Raw genomic sequence first — 16,283 nt, forward strand, 5'->3', positions numbered from 1 at the left:
AGGACTGACCTATGGATTACCTTTTACAACTGGCCGCCAGCCCCACCGCCTGGGTCGCACTGGCCACCTTGATCGTCATGGAAATCGTGCTGGGCATCGATAACCTGATCTTCATCTCGATCCTCACCAACAAACTGCCTGAGCAGCATCGGGCCAAGGCGCGCCGCATCGGCATCAGCATGGCGCTGATATTGCGCCTGGGCCTGCTGAGCACCATCGCCTTTATCGTGCAGTTGACGGCACCGGTGTTCGAAGTGCTCGGCCAGGCTTTTTCGTGGAAGGACATGATCCTGATCGCCGGTGGCCTGTTCCTGGTGTGGAAGGCAACCACCGAGATCCATCACAGCATGGACCCGGAGCCCGAAGAGAAAGCCAGCGTCGGCAATACGGTTGCCATCGGCTTTGCTGCCGCCATCGGGCAGATCCTGCTGCTCGACCTGGTGTTCTCCATCGACAGCATCATCACGGCCGTGGGCATGACCGAACACTTGCCGATCATGATCATCGCCGTGGTGAGCTCGGTCATTGTGATGCTGGTGGCGGCCGAACCCCTGGCCAAGTTCATCAACGACAACCCGACTGTGGTGATGCTGGCCCTGGGTTTCTTGATCATGATCGGCATGACGCTGATCGCCGAAGGCTTCGGCGCCCATGTGCCAAAAGGCTACGTGTATGCGGCCATGGCTTTCTCGGCGGCTATCGAGTGCCTGAACATTGCACGGCGTAATCGCCACAAGCGTTTGCTCGCTGCCCGCGAGTAACCGCTGGCACAAACAGGCCGGCTGCGCTCATATGAGCCCAGCCGGCCTTTTGCTGTCTGCTAGAATCGGCCCACTTGATAGCTTGAGGTCCCCCATGAACGAGCCGATTCGCCTTACCCAGTACAGCCACGGTGCGGGTTGCGGCTGCAAGATTTCGCCCCAGGTCCTGGAAGTGATCCTTGCCGGCAGCGGCGCACAGAACCTCGACCCCAACCTGTGGGTGGGCAACGCCTCGCGCGATGATGCGGCGGTGTACGCCATCGACGAGGAGCGCGGCGTGGTCTCCACCACGGACTTTTTCATGCCGATCGTCGACGACCCCTTCGACTTCGGCCGCATTGCCGCCACCAATGCCATCAGCGACATCTACGCCATGGGTGGCGACCCGTTGATGGCCATCGCCATTCTTGGCTGGCCGGTGAATGTGCTGGCGCCGGAAGTTGCCCGGGAAGTCATTCGTGGCGGCCGTTCGGTGTGCGACGCCGCCGGCATCCCGCTGGCGGGCGGGCACTCCATCGACGCGCCGGAGCCGATCTTCGGCCTGGCGGTGACCGGCATCGTGCAAAAGCGCCATATGAAACGTAACGACACCGCCACCGCCGGCTGCAAGCTGTACCTGACCAAGCCCTTGGGCATCGGCATCCTCACCACTGCGGAAAAGAAGGGCAAGTTGCGCGAAGCGGATATCGGCCTGGCCCGCGACTGGATGTGCACGCTGAACAAGCCGGGCAGCCGCTTCGGCAAATTGGCCGGTGTCGCGGCGATGACCGATGTCACCGGTTTCGGCCTGCTCGGGCACCTGGTGGAAATGGCCGACGGCAGTGGCCTCACGGCCCGCATCGAATATGCAAAAGTCCCACGCTTGCCTGGCGTCGAGTACTACCTGGACCTGGGCTGTGTACCCGGTGGCACCTTGCGCAACTTTGACAGCTACGCCAGCAAGCTTGGGCGTGTACAGGAGCTGCACAAGCGCGTGCTGTGCGACCCGCAAACCAGCGGTGGCCTGCTGATCGCCGTCACGCCCGAAGGCGACGCCGAGTTCCACGCAGTGGCCTCTGAACTGGGCCTGGCCCTCGAGCCGATCGGCGAACTGCTGGAGCGACAGACCAACGCGGTAGAGGTGATTTGATGACGACCGACATCACCGATTACCGCGACATTTTCCTCAACGACCGGCCGATGATGGATACCCGCGCGCCCGTCGAATTCACCAAGGGCGCGTTTCCCGGCGTGGTCAACCTGCCGTTGATGACTGACGACGAGCGCCAGCGGGTGGGCACGTGCTACAAGCAGCAGGGCCAGCAAGCTGCAATCGTGCTGGGCCATCAGCTGGTGTCCGGCGCGATCAAGGCTGAACGTATCGAGCAGTGGGCGCAGTTTGCCCAGGCTAATCCGGAGGGTTACCTGTACTGCTTTCGCGGCGGGCTGCGCTCGCAGATTGTGCAGCAATGGTTGAAAACCGAAGCGGGTATCGACTATTCGCGTGTCGGTGGTGGCTACAAGGCCATGCGCACCTTCCTGCTGGACACGCTTGAGCAGGCCACTGCCGACTGTGATTTCGTCTTGCTCGGCGGCATGACCGGCACCGGCAAGACCGAAGTGCTGGGGCAGTTGCGTAACGCCCTGGACCTTGAGGGGCACGCCAATCATCGCGGCTCCAGCTTCGGCAAGCGCGCCACGGCGCAGCCGTCCACGATCGACTTCGAGAACCGTCTCGCGGTCGACCTGCTAAAGAAGCGCGCGGCGGGCATCGAACAGTTTGTGATCGAGGACGAGAGCCGCATGATCGGCAGCTGCGCGCTGCCGCTGCCGCTGCACAAAGGTATGCAGGCGTTCCCGATGGTGTGGCTGGAGGACAGCGTCGAGGGGCGTGTCGAGCGCATCCTGAAGGACTACGTGGTCGACCTGTGCGCCGAGTTCATTGCGGTATTTGGTGAGAATGGCCAGGCCTTGTTTGCCGAACGTCTTACCCAAAGCCTGGGCAATATCCATAAGCGCCTGGGTGGCGAGCGCTTCCAGCGGCTGCAGGCGATTTTGCAGGACGCCCTGGCGGAACAGGCCCGCAGCGGAGCAGTGGACCTGCACCGCGTTTGGATCGAAGGCTTGTTGCGCGAATACTACGACCCGATGTATGCGTTTCAGCGTGAAAAGAAAGGCGCGCGGATCGAGTTCGCCGGGGAGCAGGGGGCGGTGGTGGAATACTTGCGTGAGCGTGGTGTTCGGCGCAGTTGATTGGCAGGTTTGAAAGACCCCTTCGCGGAGGCTTTTTTGTAGGAGCGAGCTTGCTCGCGAAAAACTCGCAGGCACCGCGTTCATTCAGAAAGCACGCGTTATCGTTGACGTTTTTCGCGAGCAAGCTCGCTCCTACAGACGGCGGTGTATGGGCAAGCCCGCGAAAGGCCGTCAGCCCATTTGAAATCTAAAGAATCACCGCCCCGATCAACCCGCACACCACCCCCATCAGCATGGTCAATCCGGCCACCGTCACCAGCACGCGCGCATCGAAATCCTTGCGCAGCATCAGCAGTGACGGCAGGCTCACGCTCGGCAAGGTCATCAGCAAGGCGACGGCCGGGCCGGTGCCCATGCCCAGGGTTATCATGGTTTGTACGATGGGAATCTCGGCCGCCGTCGGAATCACGAACAGCGTGCCGACAATCGCCAGCGGAACCAGCCACACCAGGCTGTCGGCCATCGCCCCGTCCACATGGGGGAACAGCCAGACCCTTGCCGCGCCGAGGATCAGCACCGCCAGGATATACACCGGGATGGTGCTCCAGAACAGCTGCCACAAGGTGCGTAACCAGCGTGACAGGAAGGGTTCGGACTCGACCGTGCTGACATCAGCCACCGCCTCCAGCGCCGCTTCGGGCACCTGGTCCGGACGTGCAATACGCTGCGCGATCATTGACACACCCACTACCAGAACAATTCCCGCCACCAGCCGCAGCGCGGTAAAGCCCCAGCCCAGCACAAACCCCATGAACACCAGCGTGGCCGGGTTCAGTACCGGGTTGGCGATCCAGAACGCCAACGCCGCGCCCACCGACACCTGCTGACGACGCATGCCTGCCGCCACGGGTGCCGCGCAGCAACTGCACATCATCCCCGGCAAGGCGAACAGCCCGCCGCGCAGGGTCGAGCCCAGGCCGGCGCGGCCGAACAGGCGCAGCAGCCAGTCGCGAGGGATCAGCACCTGCAGCAGCGAACCGAGGATGACCGCCAGCACGGCGGCTTTCCAGATTGCCAGGAAATACACCTGGGCATAGGCCAGTGCTGCCGCGAGAGGCGAGCTTTGCTGGTCATTGAGAATCGAGGCGCCGATGCTGTGGTTGTCCGCCGCTGCAAACGCCTTGAGGTAGTAGGGCGACCATTTCACATAGTAGAGGCCGATACAGGCCACCAGCAGAAACAGCGCAGGTTTGCACCAGAACGACCAGCCCCGGTTGGGCTGGGTAGAAGCTAGGTTGGACATGGAGAGGATCCGCCGATGAGTCAATAGCGCAGCATCATACGCGCCTGACGCCCAACCTTCAGGTCTCTGCGCTGACCTGGGTCGGATTCGGGCAGGTTTCGTCGCCGTTATTGAGCCCCTGCTTATAGTTGCGACTGAGCAGCGAGGCCTTGCCGTTGTGCCAGGTGAGTGTCAGCACGTACAGCGAGTCATAGTCGTTACCGGACCAATCGTCGGTAATGGTGTGCTTTTCGCCGACCGCTTCACTGGCGACTTTGTTGATCAACTCCGGCAGATAACCGTGGGACCAGGCGGTGTAGATCGTCGCATTGTGGTATTTGTCCTCGACCAGTTCGTCGGCCAGGGCACTGGTGTCATTGGCCGAGAATTTGATATTGACCGGCAGGCCCAGCTTGATCGCGCTGGGACTGATGGTCATCAGCGGGCGAATGTAGCTGTAGGAATTGTCCAGTTCACCTTCCTCGACATTGCGCGTCGGGTTGGCGGCGAACACGAAATCGGCCTTGCCGAATTTTTCCGGCAATACACTGGCCAGGTTCATTGCACGGTTCAGGCCCTGGCAATTGAGTTGGCCCAGGCCTCCCGCAGGTTTTTCGCCGTGGCGCAGAAATACCAGGGTTTGCACGCCGTCCACCGGTTGCGCGCGGCTTTCACGGGCATCCAGTGCCGTGACAATACCGGCCGTGACCAGCAGCAGCGGTAACATGATGTATGAATAGCGTTTGAATCGTTGCACTAGGCGCAGAGGCTTGATCTTCATTAGGTTCGAGTCTTCTTGCGTCGGGTTAAGGCGGACAGGCCCGGCCCCAGTGACGCGTCAAGCGTCCTGCGGTAATCCATGTCGATGTAGCAAGGTGCCTCCATTCACCGTTCGGGCGCTGTTAAGAGTGCATTCGACTGTTTTGGTTCGCTCAGGAGGGATTCTGAATGGGCAATGTTGCTTGATGATGACGCATGCACGACGCCGAGTAGATGACTATCATGGGATTTTCCGCTCAGGGATTTCCTCGATGAACGCACTCGCCGCTTTCCCGATCAACAGCAAATGGCCCGCCCAGCACCCGGAGCGCCTGCAACTGTACTCGCTGCCTACGCCCAACGGTGTAAAAGTCTCGATCATGCTCGAAGAACTCGGCTTGCCTTATGAGGCACACAAGGTCAGCTTCGACACCCAGGATCAGTTGTCCCCCGAGTTCATGTCCCTGAATCCGAACAATAAGATCCCCGCAATCATCGACCCCAATGGCCCCAGCGGCCAGCCGCTGGCGCTGTTCGAGTCCGGCGCGATCCTGATTTACCTGGCGGAAAAGACCAGCGAACTGCTCGCCGAAGATCCGGCCACTCGCTACGAAACCCTCCAGTGGCTGATGTTCCAGATGGGCGGGATCGGCCCGATGTTCGGGCAGTTGGGGTTCTTCAACAAGTTCGCCGGCAAGGCCTATGAAGACAAGCGCCCGCGCGATCGTTACGCCGCCGAATCGCGGCGCTTGCTCCAGGTGCTGGAAAAACGCCTGTTGGGCCGCACCTGGATCATGGGTGACGATTACAGCATCGCTGACATCGCCACCTTCCCCTGGATTCGCAACCTGATCGGCTTCTACGAATCGGGCGACCTGGTGGGCATCGCCGATTTTCCCAACGTACTGCGCGCGTTGGACGGCTTTGTCGCACGTCCAGCGGTGATTCGTGGCCTGAATATTCCGAGCTGAGCATGCCGACTTTCGATTTCAAACAACTGGATGTCTTCAGCCGTGTGCCGCTCAAAGGCAACCCGCTTGCTGTGGTGCTCGGGGCCGACAGCCTGACGGACCAGCAGATGGCCGATTTCGCCAAGTGGACCAACCTCAGCGAAACCACGTTTTTGCTGACGCCCCGTGACCCACGCGCCGACTACCGGGTGAGAATTTTCACAACCACGCAGGAGCTGCCATTTGCCGGGCATCCGACCTTGGGCAGTTGCCACGCGTGGTTGCACGCAGGCGGTGTTGCGCGTGGGCAAGAGATCATTCAGGAGTGCGAAATCGGTTTGGTACGCATCCGGCGCGAAGGCGACGAACTGGCGTTTATAGCGCCACCCCTGTTGCGTTCCGGCGTTGTCGAGGCGTCGCTGCTGGAGCGTGTGCGCCTCGGGCTGGGCCTGGCGCCCGACGCTATATTGCGTAGCCAGTGGGTGGATAACGGCGCCGGTTGGCTGGCGGTGATGCTGGCGGATCACCAGGCGGTGCTGGCGTTGAAGCCTGACTACTCGCAGTTGCTCGGCTTGGCGGTCGGCGTCATCGCGCCGAGCGATGTGGAGGACGCACAGTTTGAGGTGCGCGCCTTCATTGCCGGCGACGGTGCTCCGGAAGACCCGGCCACCGGCAGCCTGAACGCCGGTCTTGCGCAGTGGTTGTTCAGCGAGGGTCTGGCGCCGGAGCGCTACGTGGTCAGCCAAGGTACGGCCATGGGGCGAGCGGGGCGTATTCGCATCGAGCGCCAGGGCGATGAAATCTGGGTGGGCGGCGCCGTTGCCGTCTGCATCGAAGGGCGTTTACAGCTCTAGATCAATGCAATTGTTACGCGCCACGCAATACACTGTTGGCCCCTCGGCATTTGTACCGTCGGGCCCAGGGGCATAAGCTTTGGCCCCAAAGATTCCAGTCACTTTTTCAGGAAAGCCATGACCAGCCAGTTCCCCCAAGCCCGCCCCCGTCGCCTGCGCCGCTCTCCGGAGCTGCGTGGCCTGTTCCAGGAGAGCGAATTCACGCTCAACGACCTGGTGTTGCCGATTTTCGTCGAAGAAGAAATCGACGACTTCGTGCCGATCACCAGCATGCCGGGTGTGTTGCGCATCCCTGAGAAAAAGCTGGCCGGCGAGATCGAGCGCTATGCCCGCGCCGGCATCAAGTCGGTGATGACCTTTGGCGTTTCCCACCATCTGGACGCCAGCGGCAGCGATACCTGGAAGGAGCGCGGCCTGGTCTCGCGCATGTCGTCGATCATCAAGGACGCCGTGCCGGAAATGATCGTGATGTCCGACACCTGCTTCTGCGAATACACCGACCATGGCCACTGCGGCGTGATGCATGGCGCCCACGTCGACAATGACGCGACCCTGGTCAACCTCGGCAAACAGGCCGTGGCCGCCGCCCGCGCCGGTGCCGACGTCATCGCGCCCTCGGCGGCGATGGACGGCCAGGTCCAGGCCATCCGCCGCGCCCTGGACGATGCCGGCTTTACCCATATCCCGATCATGGCCTATTCCACCAAATTCGCCTCGGCCCTCTACGGCCCGTTCCGCGAAGCCGGCGGCAGCGCCCTCAAGGGCGACCGCAAAAGCTACCAGATGAACCCGATGAACCGCCGCGAGGCCGTGCGCGAATCGCTGCTCGACGAGCAGGAAGGCGCCGATGCGCTGATGGTCAAACCGGCCGGCGCCTACCTCGACATCATCCGCGACATCCGCGAAGCCTCACGCCTGCCGGTGGCGGCGTACCAGGTCAGCGGTGAGTACGCGATGATCAAGTTTGGCGCACAGGCCGGGGCGATTGACGAGGATCGCGTGGTGCGCGAGACCCTGGGCTCGATCAAGCGGGCGGGGGCGGATTTGATTTTTACGTATTTTGCGATGGATTTGGCGTTGGCGGGGATTTAAGGGGGCTGCATTTAACCTACCTGTGGCGAGCGAGCTTTCTCGTCACAGGTAGAGGCATGCAGAAAGGCAATCAAATGAATGTGTTATCAGGCGATCAATGAAGTGGCTTCTTTTTGACGTCCTGTATTAATCGAACCTTGTGCAAGAGCCAGTACTTCTTTTAATGAGTCAATTGATTGCGCAGTCAGCGTCAACGCTGGAAGGTCCCACTCATAGTCCCTGACAACCCTGATTTGAAAGTGGCCATTTGCGTCGAATGAAGGATACCAGCCCACATCTATGAGGAAACCGTCTGGATATTCCACTTGCAACATGTCCTCCTTCAGATGGTGAGCTTGATGCTCAATCCCGTAGTCCTGCAACATAGATAACTCATCGTAAGTAATTTTGCCTTGCAGGAAGTCTAACGAGATCATTTGGTTAGTCTCCGGAACTCTTGCTCTGAGATAGGATGGCCATGAATCGTTCTCGCACTCAATTCAATGCGTACCCAGCGGCTGGGTAGGCCCTCGCTGGCGCCGGTGCTGTCAGGATACTCCATCACCTTCCACGGTTTTCCGTTGGTGGTCGTTCTGCCATTTTTATAGGCTTCTCGTTCCAAATTTTCAATGTCTATCCCTGGCTTGTACTTGGCCGGGCCGGATTTTGTTGCTGCCAAAATTTCTTTCCAAGGCATTTTTCTTGAAGGGCTGTGTTTATAGCCATGAGCTGTCCACTCGACATTCTCAGGTGAAGGCAGCGTGGGTTCGTTTTCTTCGGATTTTGCATTGTGTGGCGGGTCTTCGGCTCCTTTAATAGACGCGCATTCACCAGGACATGGACTAAGTCCCAGTGGATCTAACCATCCCGTAGGGTTGGTTACATATTGGTACGCATTGATCCCACCCGCCAGCTTCACCGGATCCGGCGTCAGGTAACGACCAATATCCGGATGGTAGTAGCGATGGCGGTTGTAGTGCAGGCCGCTTTCCTGGTCGAAGTATTGACCTTGGAAACGTAGAGGGTTGTCGATTTTGCCTACGTCGAGGCGGCTGATTTCTCCGTAGGCGCGGTAGTGAGCGGACCAGACGATTTCGCCTTCGGAGGTGGTGAGTTCCTGCGGTGTGCCGAGGTGGTCGAGTTGGTAGTAGTAAGACTTTACGTTTTCTGGACCGAAGCCTTCCAGCAGTGCCAGCGGGCGGAAGCTGTCGGGTTCGTAGAGGTAGCTGTGATGGTGATCGGCATGGTGTTCGGCGATCAGCTTGTCGCCTTGCCAGAAGAACTCTGTGGTTTTTTCTTCGATGGTTTTGCTGATGCGTCGGCCAAACGGGTCATAGCGATAGCTGGCGGTCTGGCCGTTAGGTTGGGTGACGCCGATCAGCCGGTGCTGGCAGTCGTAGCGGTACTCGGTGACGAGTGAATGACCTTTGCCGCGCCGCTCGCGGATCAGGTTGCCGAAGGCGTCGTAGTCGTAATGATGATCGCCCTGAATCATCAGGCGATTACCCGCCACGATGTCCGGGCCCGGCCTGTCTTGCATGAGTAAATTGCCGGCGGGGTTGTGGCCGAAACGCTCCTGCACATCCTGCGAATGATCGGCGCGGGTCAGGCGGTGGAGCGGGTCGTAGCGGTAACGGTGTTCGCCTTTGCGGGTGTCGAGCAGGCGGGTGAGGTTGCCGCCTTTGTCGTAGTCGTATTGGCGTTGGTAGAGGTGGTTTCCTTGCTGGGTGACGGCATGGGCGTGCAGGCGGTTTTGGTCGTCGTAGTGGTAGTGGCTGAGCAGTTGGCCTTGTTGGCGTTGGTGTTCGCGACCGGCACTGAACAGGTGGGAGGTCAGCAGCGAGCCATTCAGCTCGACGGTGGCCAGGTGTCCGCCTTTGTCGTGGTTGAAGGTCAGACGGTTATTATCCGGCAGGCGTAAATGCTGAAATTGCCCGCAGGCGTCGTAGCCGTAGCGCAAGGTGCCCCAGCCTTGGTGCTCGGCGGTGAGGCGGTTTTGGCGGTCATACTCGTAGGCCAACGTCCAGTGGCCGTCTTCGACACTGAGGAGGTTGCCTTGGCGGTCGTAGGTGTAGTCGACCGTGTTGCCATCGAGTAGGGTTTTTCTTACAAGGCGACCGGCGTGATCGCGTTCGTAGCGGGTAACAAGCTGACTGCCGTCGTCGCCGTATTCGGTCTTTTCCAGCAGGTTGCCGTTGAGGTCGTAGGCGTAGGCGGTGCGTTGGCCGTCGAAGCCGGTTTCCTGTCGGATCAGGCTGTTGGGGTGGTAGTCCAGTTGATAGGTTTCGCCGACTTCGTTTTCGATTTCGGTCAGCAAAAGCCGGGCGTTGTCGTAGCGGTATTTGACCTGGGTGCCATCGGCATTGATGCGACGGCTGATCAGGTGCAGGCCGTCGGCGTATTCGTAGCGGGTGACGTGGCCGAGTTCGTCGCGCTCGGCGATGATTTTTCCGTAGGGGTTGTAGCTGAATTCCCGCGTAGCGCCGTCCGGCAGTACCCAGCGAGTCAGGCGTCCTACAGCGTCCCATTGATACTGAGTCAGCGCGCCATGCTCATCCTCACGCGCAACCTGCCGGCCCAAGTCGTCATAGCGATAGCGCTTAATGCCGCCATTGGGCAGCTGTTCTTCAACAAGCTGCCCACGCTCATTCCACACCAGCCGATGACAACTGTTGTCGGGATACCAGACCCCGGTCAGTTGTCCCCGCTTGTCGTAGCTGTAATCCGTCGCGTTGCCGTCCGGATCAAGCTTGCGGATGACATCGCCTTGCTCATTACGCTCGTATTTCCAGACCGCCTCACCGCGGCGCACCACCCGTACGAAGCCGTTGTCATGCTCGTAGGACGTCGGCTCGTCCTCCCCCGGAAACAGCGTGATCAAGCGTCCGGCGTCGTCATATTGATACGCCGTCACCGCGCCCAGCGGGTCCTGCTCGACGGTCAGTCGGCCCTTATCGTCGTAGGATTTGAAATGCCGGGCGCCGTCGGGATCGATGCGCTGTACCAGTCGCGCCCGGTCGTCATGGACATACACTTCCTGGCTGCCATCGGCATTGTGCACGTTGACGCTGCCGTCATCGCCCCAGGCATAGCGCGTGTCCATCTGCGAAAAACTGGCCCAGTGCCGGACGCAGCGTGCCGCTTTGCCGGCGCGTTCCCATTCCCAAAAGAAACTCGCCCCACCGGCCAATTGCCGCTCAAGAATGACGTGCTGTTCGTCGTACCGATAAACCTCGCGTTCACCGACGGCATTGGTCGCCGAAACCAGTCGTCCGGCGTCGTCGTAGGCGTAGGCAACGACGTTCTGCTCGGTCATCCAAACGAAGGGTTCATGGCCTTTGGCGCGATGAACCTGATAGTCCACCGCCACGATGCGGTCGAATTCATACCGCAACAAAAGCGCACGGCCCGCGCCGTTATCCAGTCGCTCAATGCGCCCCAACCGATCCCGGAAAATGCGCAGCCGGTTGTCATACGCATCGCTGATCGCCGTCAGCACACCGTCGCAAAAGTGATAAAACCGAGAAGACTGGGCCAGCACCAGTTCATCAGGCGCAGACCCCAAGTAGATCGCCGCTTCCGCCAGGCTGTTGGTAATCGCCGGCCGAGCCGCCGTCGGCAAGGGCAGGGTGGTTGAGCGATTCTCATGGTCGGTCCACACCACCGAATCGCCCGACACAGAAAGCCTGTGCGCCAGCGCATGACTCCAGCCAAACCCCAACCCGCAATCCACGTCCACCGCACTGGTGCGGTACAAGCGCTTCCACTCGAACGGCAAGATGCCATCCAGCGTGCCGTCGGTCAGGGTCAGCAGTTCCTCGCCAGTGACCATCGACACCGGGCAACCGTTCGTAACGGTTTTATCCGCAGAAGCCGCCGCATCGCCCTTCGGGTTCGACGCCACGGCCGGCACATCATCCACCGACTCCTGGCGCACCAACGCCGTACGCTGCGTCTTGTTGCGCACCATCGGCACCGCGTTCGAAACCAGCGTGTCACCAGTCTTCAACGGCACCACCGGCACTGCCTTGATCGGTGTCGCCGCATTGCTCAGCAGCACCGGCTTGAGCGCTTCAGTGTGACCCGCCAAGCGAACTTTCCCGAACTGCTCGGCTATTTGCTCCAGCCACCTGCGCACCCGGCGCGACTTGATGCCAGCCAGCACTTTCGTGCTCATGCGCAGCACGATACCCATGCCGCCCGTCGCCAGGCCCAATAACAGATTGATGACGACCTCGGCGCCAATCCCGCCCAGCATTTCGTTCATGTAGGGAGGCGGCAGCATGCGCATCCAGCTGACCAACGCCGCCAGGTAAATGAACAGCAAAGGCTCGTCGCTCAGCACCAGCAGGCCCTTGGCGAGCGTCTCGGCACTTAACGTCAGTAATTTTTCAAACTCGTCCCGGGAAAAATAATGCAGCAGTTTTTCAGCATTGACCTGAGGAGCTGAAAGCCACTGAAATAGCTGTTCTATGTCGTCCCAGAGTGAGTAAAGGGTGTCGCTGAAACCTCGGGCATAGGCGCCGTACAGCGAAAGATAGCGCTCAAGGAAGTTTGCCTCGGAGTACCCCTTCCACAGGGGTTCGAAAGTGGCCCCCACTCACTGCGCAACCAGCCTTCCAGTGACGCAATGACCGACTGATAAGAGGCGTACAGCGCCTTGAAATGCTCCAAAGAAACGTCGGGGTAGAAACTGACTCGGTACTTCTGGTTGCGATCACACTCGGTGATTTCCAGAATGCCGCTGTGACCGATGGTTTTATGGCGGGGGCCCCCCAGCGGACCGCCGTCTGGACCGATGCGCTGCACCACGACCGGCGTGTTGCCGATCGGCACGAACCGCGAACTCTGGAACATATGCACCAGGGTCAACGTGCCGTTGGCTGTGCACGTGGCGACCGTGCTGCTGGGAAAGAGGGACCGATTGATCGGCGCTACGAGCGCTACTTCTTCTCCCACCTTGAACACTTGCTCGACATTCAGTGCCGAAAAGCTGAAAAAGCTTTGAGCCCAGGTGTCGTATGGGTGCAGGCACCCCCGGAAATCGCTGAGGATGGATTCGACGTCCCGCGTCTTTGCATCCATCGCGGCCAACACCAGGAAGCCAATGGCTTGGCTGGTTGCGTCGATCATGGGTGAGCCCTGTTGATCAGGGCTTTAACCGGAAAAACCATCTGCAATCCCTCGCACTGTTTGGTCAGGCGAGGGACTTTGCAGCGGTTTGCGGGGCAGGTGAGTAGAGCTTATCCGGCAGTTACGTGGGAAGTTTCAGCCAGAGTCGCAGCGAGTTCGGCATACCTACGAACCCCGGTTAGACTTGCGTGTCGATATCCCCATCGCCTGGACCGCCGTCAACCAAGGAAGCCTTATGTATTCAAGCCGCCTGATCTTCTGCCTCGCAACCTTACTGGTGCTGGCCGGTTGCTCCACCTCACGCGGTCCGCAGCAACCCGAGCGCAGTGAGGCCGAGGTGAAGACGCAGATCGTGCGTCTGCTCCCGGCCAAGGTCGCGGACCGAGAGGGTTGGGCCCAGGATATCTACACCGCGTTCGACACCCAGAAGATCTACCCCAGCACTGAAAACATCTGCGCCGTACTGGCGATGACCGAGCAGGAGTCCACCTATCAGGTCGACCCTCCGGTGCCGGGCATGGGCAAGATCGCCCAGGACGAAATTCTGCGGCGTGCCGGGAAGGTTCATGTGCCGGCGTTTGTCGTGCGCAGCGCTCTTCAATTGCGCTCGCCCACCGGCAAAACCTACGCCGAGCGTTTGAATGCCGCGCGCACCGAGAAGGACCTGAGCGGGATCTTCGACGATTTCATCAGCGTCGTGCCGTTGGGCAACACGCTGTTTGGCGGCTTCAACCCGGTGCACACCGCCGGCCCGATGCAGGTCAGCATCGACTTTGCGCAGAAACAGGCGCGGGGTTATCCCTACACGGTGGACGGTACGATTCGCCGCGAAGTGTTCACTCGCCGTGGCGGCATGTACTTTGGTATCGCCCATCTGCTGGGCTACCCGGTCAGCTATGACCAGCCGCTGTACCGCTTCGCCGATTTCAATGCGGGTTGGTACGCCAGCCGCAATGCCGCGTTCCAGGCTGCTGTCAGCCGTGCCTCAGGCACCGAACTGGCACTGGATGGGGATTTGATTCGCTATGGTTCGTTGCTGCCCGGTACCACTGAGCTGGCGGTGCGTTCGCTGGGGGCGAAACTGGATATGCGCAACCCCAGTATTCGCAGCCAACTGGAGCAAGGTGATACGTTGGACTTTGAGGACACCACCCTCTACAAGCGCGTGTTCGCCCTGGCCGACAAGTCCGCCGGCAAACCGCTGCCACGGGCGATCCTGCCGGGCATCGTGCTCAAGAGCCCGAAGATCACCCGCAATCTGACCACGGCGTGGTTTGCCAAGCGGGTAGATGAGCGGTATCAGCGCTGTATGAAGCGCTGATCACAGGTTTAATGATCGTTCCCACGCGAGGGAACGATCAATAAAGAAAAGGCCCGGTTTTCGTGGAACCGGGCCTTTTCCGTGTTGCTCTTGGACCATCAGCCGCGTTCGAGGGCCAGGGCCACGCCTTGACCACCACCGATGCACAGCGTCGCCAAACCTTTCTTGGCGTCGCGCTTGATCATTTCATGCAGCAAAGTCACCAGCACGCGGCAGCCTGAAGCACCGATCGGGTGGCCGATGGCGATGGCGCCGCCGTTGACGTTGACCTTTTCGGCGTCCCATTCCAGCTCTTTGCCCACCGCCAGGGACTGCGCGGCGAAGGCTTCGTTGGCCTCGATCAGGTCCAGGTCGGCCAACTGCCAGCCGGCCTTGTCCAGGCAGCGGCGGGTGGCCGACACCGGGCCGATGCCCATGATTGCCGGGTCGACCCCGGCGTTGGCATACCTGGCGATTCGTGCCAGCACGGGCAGGCCGAGGGCCTTGGCTTTGGCGGCGCTCATCAACAGCACCGCTGCGGCGCCGTCGTTAAGGCTGGAGGCGTTGCCGGCGGTGACGCTGCCGTCCTTTTTGAAGGCGGGCTTGAGCTTGGCCAGAGACTCGACGGTGGTACCGGCGCGCGGTTGTTCGTCTATCGCAAAGGCCACCGGGTCGCCCTTGCGCTGGGGAATCAGGATGGGTGTGATCTCATCGGCAAACCGTCCGGCTTCGATGGCGGCGACGGCTTTCTGCTGGGAGGCGGCGGCAAAGGCGTCCTGCGCCTCGCGGCTGATACCGTACTTTTCCACCAGGTTTTCCGCGGTGATGCCCATGTGGTAATCGTTGAACGCATCCCACAGGCCGTCAGTGATCATGCTGTCGATCACCTTGGCGTGACCCATGCGCAAACCGGTGCGCGCAGCGGGCAGTACGTAAGGCGCCAGGCTCATGTTTTCCATGCCGCCGGCGATGATCACGTCGGCGTCGCCGCAACGGATCGCCTGTGCACCCAGGTGCAGGGCCTTGAGGCCCGAGCCGCACACCTTGTTCAGGGTCAGGCTCGGCACGGCGTGGGGCAGGCCGGCGAGAATAGAGGCCTGGCGCGCCGGGTTCTGGCCGCTGCCTGCAGTGAGTACCTGGCCGAGAATCACTTCATCGACTTCGGCCGGGTCGAGGCCGGTCTGCTCCAGCAGGCGACGAATCACCGCAGCGCCCAGTTCAGGGGCCGGGATGCTGGCCAGCGAACCTTGAAAACTGCCCACGGCGGTGCGGGTGGCAGCAACAATCACGACGTCTTGCATGGAATCTGTCCTCACTGGAAATGCATTTCTGGAACATGGTCCGGGACGATCAGTTTACCGGCGGTCTTGCTGACAATCTCTTCAACGCTGACGCCAGGTGCGCGTTCCTTGAGGATAAAAGCGCCATTTTCGATTTCCAGGTAGGCCAGGTCCGTCAGCACGCGCTTGATGCAGTGGGCGCCGGTCAGGGGCAGGCTGCACTGGTTGAGCAATTTCGATTCACCGTCTTTGGATGCGTGGGTCATGATCACGATGATGTTTTCCGCGCCGGCCACCAGGTCCATGGCGCCGCCCATGCCCTTGACCAGCTTGCCGGGGATCATCCACGAGGCGATGTTGCCCTGTACGTCGACTTCGAAGGCGCCGAGGACGGTGAGGTCGACATGGCCGCCGCGAATCATCGCGAAAGACTCGGCGGAGGAGAAAATCGAGGCGCCGATGCGCGCGGTGACGGTTTGTTTGCCGGCGTTGATCATGTCGGCATCGATGGTGTCTTCAGTCGGAAACGGCCCCATGCCGAGCAGGCCATTTTCCGATTGCAGCATCACTTCCATGCCTTCGGGAATGTAGTTGGCCACCAGGGTTGGAATACCGATGCCGAGGTTGACGTAGAAACCGTCCTGCATTTCGCGGGCGACGCGTTGAGCCATTTGTTCGCGGGTAAGCGCCATGGTTGATTCCTCTTATTGTTCTGGACGTG

General features: G+C 60.5%; 14 protein-coding genes. 7 read left to right on the plus strand and 7 right to left on the minus strand.

Going from position 1 to position 16,283, the window contains the following annotated elements:
* The first annotated feature begins 11 nt into the window (after window positions 1–11).
* The 3 genes from MRY17_RS09260 to mnmH all read left to right on the plus strand — a co-directional run bounded on the left by MRY17_RS09260 (window position 12) and on the right by mnmH (window position 2,993).
* Window positions 12–761 carry a TerC family protein gene (locus tag MRY17_RS09260; RefSeq protein ID WP_243353616.1) on the plus strand — a complete coding sequence of 250 codons (750 nt, stop codon included), beginning with the start codon at window positions 12–14 and terminating at the stop codon, window positions 759–761.
* 94 nt (window positions 762–855) lie between these two features.
* Window positions 856–1,890: a selenide, water dikinase SelD gene (gene selD / locus MRY17_RS09265; protein ID WP_191953590.1), complete on the plus strand. Its 1,035-nt coding sequence runs from the start codon at window positions 856–858 to the stop codon at window positions 1,888–1,890.
* On the plus strand, window positions 1,890–2,993 hold the full coding sequence (gene mnmH, locus MRY17_RS09270; RefSeq protein ID WP_191953589.1) for a tRNA 2-selenouridine(34) synthase MnmH: 1,104 nt from the start codon (window positions 1,890–1,892) through the stop codon (window positions 2,991–2,993). Before selD ends, mnmH begins: the two co-directional genes overlap by 1 nt.
* A gap of 187 nt (window positions 2,994–3,180) precedes the next feature.
* Here the strand turns inward: mnmH and MRY17_RS09275 are convergent, their stop codons facing one another.
* Window positions 3,181–4,236, minus strand: a complete 1,056-nt coding sequence (locus MRY17_RS09275) for a permease (RefSeq protein ID WP_243353617.1) — start codon at window positions 4,234–4,236, stop codon at window positions 3,181–3,183.
* Window positions 4,237–4,294: 58 nt separating this feature from the next.
* A complete protein-coding gene (locus tag MRY17_RS09280; protein ID WP_181285136.1) occupies window positions 4,295–4,996 on the minus strand; it encodes a histidine phosphatase family protein in 702 nt (233 codons plus the stop codon).
* Between the two features lie 250 nt (window positions 4,997–5,246).
* Here MRY17_RS09280 and MRY17_RS09285 point away from each other — a divergent pair, with 250 nt between their 5' ends.
* From MRY17_RS09285 to hemB, 3 genes are all read left to right on the plus strand, one after another.
* Entirely contained in the window at window positions 5,247–5,945 is a 699-nt protein-coding gene (locus MRY17_RS09285) for a glutathione S-transferase N-terminal domain-containing protein (RefSeq protein WP_243353618.1), read from the plus strand.
* A 2-nt stretch (window positions 5,946–5,947) separates the two neighbouring features.
* Entirely contained in the window at window positions 5,948–6,778 is an 831-nt protein-coding gene (locus MRY17_RS09290; protein WP_181285134.1) for a PhzF family phenazine biosynthesis protein, read from the plus strand.
* A gap of 117 nt (window positions 6,779–6,895) precedes the next feature.
* Entirely contained in the window at window positions 6,896–7,870 is a 975-nt protein-coding gene (gene hemB / locus MRY17_RS09295) for a porphobilinogen synthase (protein WP_016977356.1), read from the plus strand.
* A gap of 86 nt (window positions 7,871–7,956) precedes the next feature.
* Here the strand turns inward: hemB and MRY17_RS09300 are convergent, their stop codons facing one another.
* Genes MRY17_RS09300 through MRY17_RS26590 form a run of 3 tightly spaced genes read right to left on the minus strand, consistent with a single transcriptional unit; the run spans window position 7,957 to window position 12,982 of the window.
* Window positions 7,957–8,286 carry a hypothetical protein gene (locus tag MRY17_RS09300; protein ID WP_243353619.1) on the minus strand — a complete coding sequence of 110 codons (330 nt, stop codon included), beginning with the start codon at window positions 8,284–8,286 and terminating at the stop codon, window positions 7,957–7,959.
* A complete protein-coding gene (locus MRY17_RS09305) occupies window positions 8,283–12,428 on the minus strand; it encodes an RHS repeat-associated core domain-containing protein (protein WP_431768387.1) in 4,146 nt (1,381 codons plus the stop codon). The genes MRY17_RS09300 and MRY17_RS09305 overlap by 4 nt, the downstream gene beginning before the upstream one ends.
* Window positions 12,320–12,982, minus strand: a complete 663-nt coding sequence (locus MRY17_RS26590; protein ID WP_431768378.1) for a hypothetical protein — start codon at window positions 12,980–12,982, stop codon at window positions 12,320–12,322. Before MRY17_RS26590 ends, MRY17_RS09305 begins: the two co-directional genes overlap by 109 nt.
* A gap of 235 nt (window positions 12,983–13,217) precedes the next feature.
* On the opposite strand from MRY17_RS26590, the gene MRY17_RS09310 reads away from it, so the two are divergent.
* Complete coding sequence (locus MRY17_RS09310) at window positions 13,218–14,303, plus strand: DUF1615 domain-containing protein (protein WP_243353620.1); 1,086 nt, start codon at window positions 13,218–13,220, stop codon at window positions 14,301–14,303.
* Between the two features lie 98 nt (window positions 14,304–14,401).
* Here the strand turns inward: MRY17_RS09310 and MRY17_RS09315 are convergent, their stop codons facing one another.
* Window positions 14,402–15,583, minus strand: coding sequence for an acetyl-CoA C-acetyltransferase (locus MRY17_RS09315; protein WP_243353621.1), 1,182 nt, complete (start codon window positions 15,581–15,583; stop codon window positions 14,402–14,404).
* 11 nt (window positions 15,584–15,594) lie between these two features.
* Complete coding sequence (locus MRY17_RS09320) at window positions 15,595–16,254, minus strand: CoA transferase subunit B (protein ID WP_243353622.1); 660 nt, start codon at window positions 16,252–16,254, stop codon at window positions 15,595–15,597.
* Window positions 16,255–16,283 lie beyond the last annotated feature (29 nt).

This window comes from Pseudomonas orientalis (assembly GCF_022807995.1).
Lineage (GTDB): Bacteria > Pseudomonadota > Gammaproteobacteria > Pseudomonadales > Pseudomonadaceae > Aquipseudomonas > Aquipseudomonas orientalis_B.

Coding starts and splice junctions, on each gene's coding strand:
- MRY17_RS26590 (WP_431768378.1), bottom strand. CDS start 12,982: ATGATCGACGCAACCAGCCAAGCCATTGGCTTCCTGGTGTTGGCCGCG.
- MRY17_RS09285 (WP_243353618.1), top strand. CDS start 5,247: ATGAACGCACTCGCCGCTTTCCCGATCAACAGCAAATGGCCCGCCCAG.
- selD (WP_191953590.1), top strand. CDS start 856: ATGAACGAGCCGATTCGCCTTACCCAGTACAGCCACGGTGCGGGTTGC.
- MRY17_RS09275 (WP_243353617.1), bottom strand. CDS start 4,236: ATGTCCAACCTAGCTTCTACCCAGCCCAACCGGGGCTGGTCGTTCTGG.
- MRY17_RS09315 (WP_243353621.1), bottom strand. CDS start 15,583: ATGCAAGACGTCGTGATTGTTGCTGCCACCCGCACCGCCGTGGGCAGT.
- MRY17_RS09290 (WP_181285134.1), top strand. CDS start 5,948: ATGCCGACTTTCGATTTCAAACAACTGGATGTCTTCAGCCGTGTGCCG.
- mnmH (WP_191953589.1), top strand. CDS start 1,890: ATGACGACCGACATCACCGATTACCGCGACATTTTCCTCAACGACCGG.
- MRY17_RS09300 (WP_243353619.1), bottom strand. CDS start 8,286: ATGATCTCGTTAGACTTCCTGCAAGGCAAAATTACTTACGATGAGTTA.
- MRY17_RS09260 (WP_243353616.1), top strand. CDS start 12: ATGGATTACCTTTTACAACTGGCCGCCAGCCCCACCGCCTGGGTCGCA.
- hemB (WP_016977356.1), top strand. CDS start 6,896: ATGACCAGCCAGTTCCCCCAAGCCCGCCCCCGTCGCCTGCGCCGCTCT.
- MRY17_RS09320 (WP_243353622.1), bottom strand. CDS start 16,254: ATGGCGCTTACCCGCGAACAAATGGCTCAACGCGTCGCCCGCGAAATG.
- MRY17_RS09310 (WP_243353620.1), top strand. CDS start 13,218: ATGTATTCAAGCCGCCTGATCTTCTGCCTCGCAACCTTACTGGTGCTG.
- MRY17_RS09280 (WP_181285136.1), bottom strand. CDS start 4,996: ATGAAGATCAAGCCTCTGCGCCTAGTGCAACGATTCAAACGCTATTCA.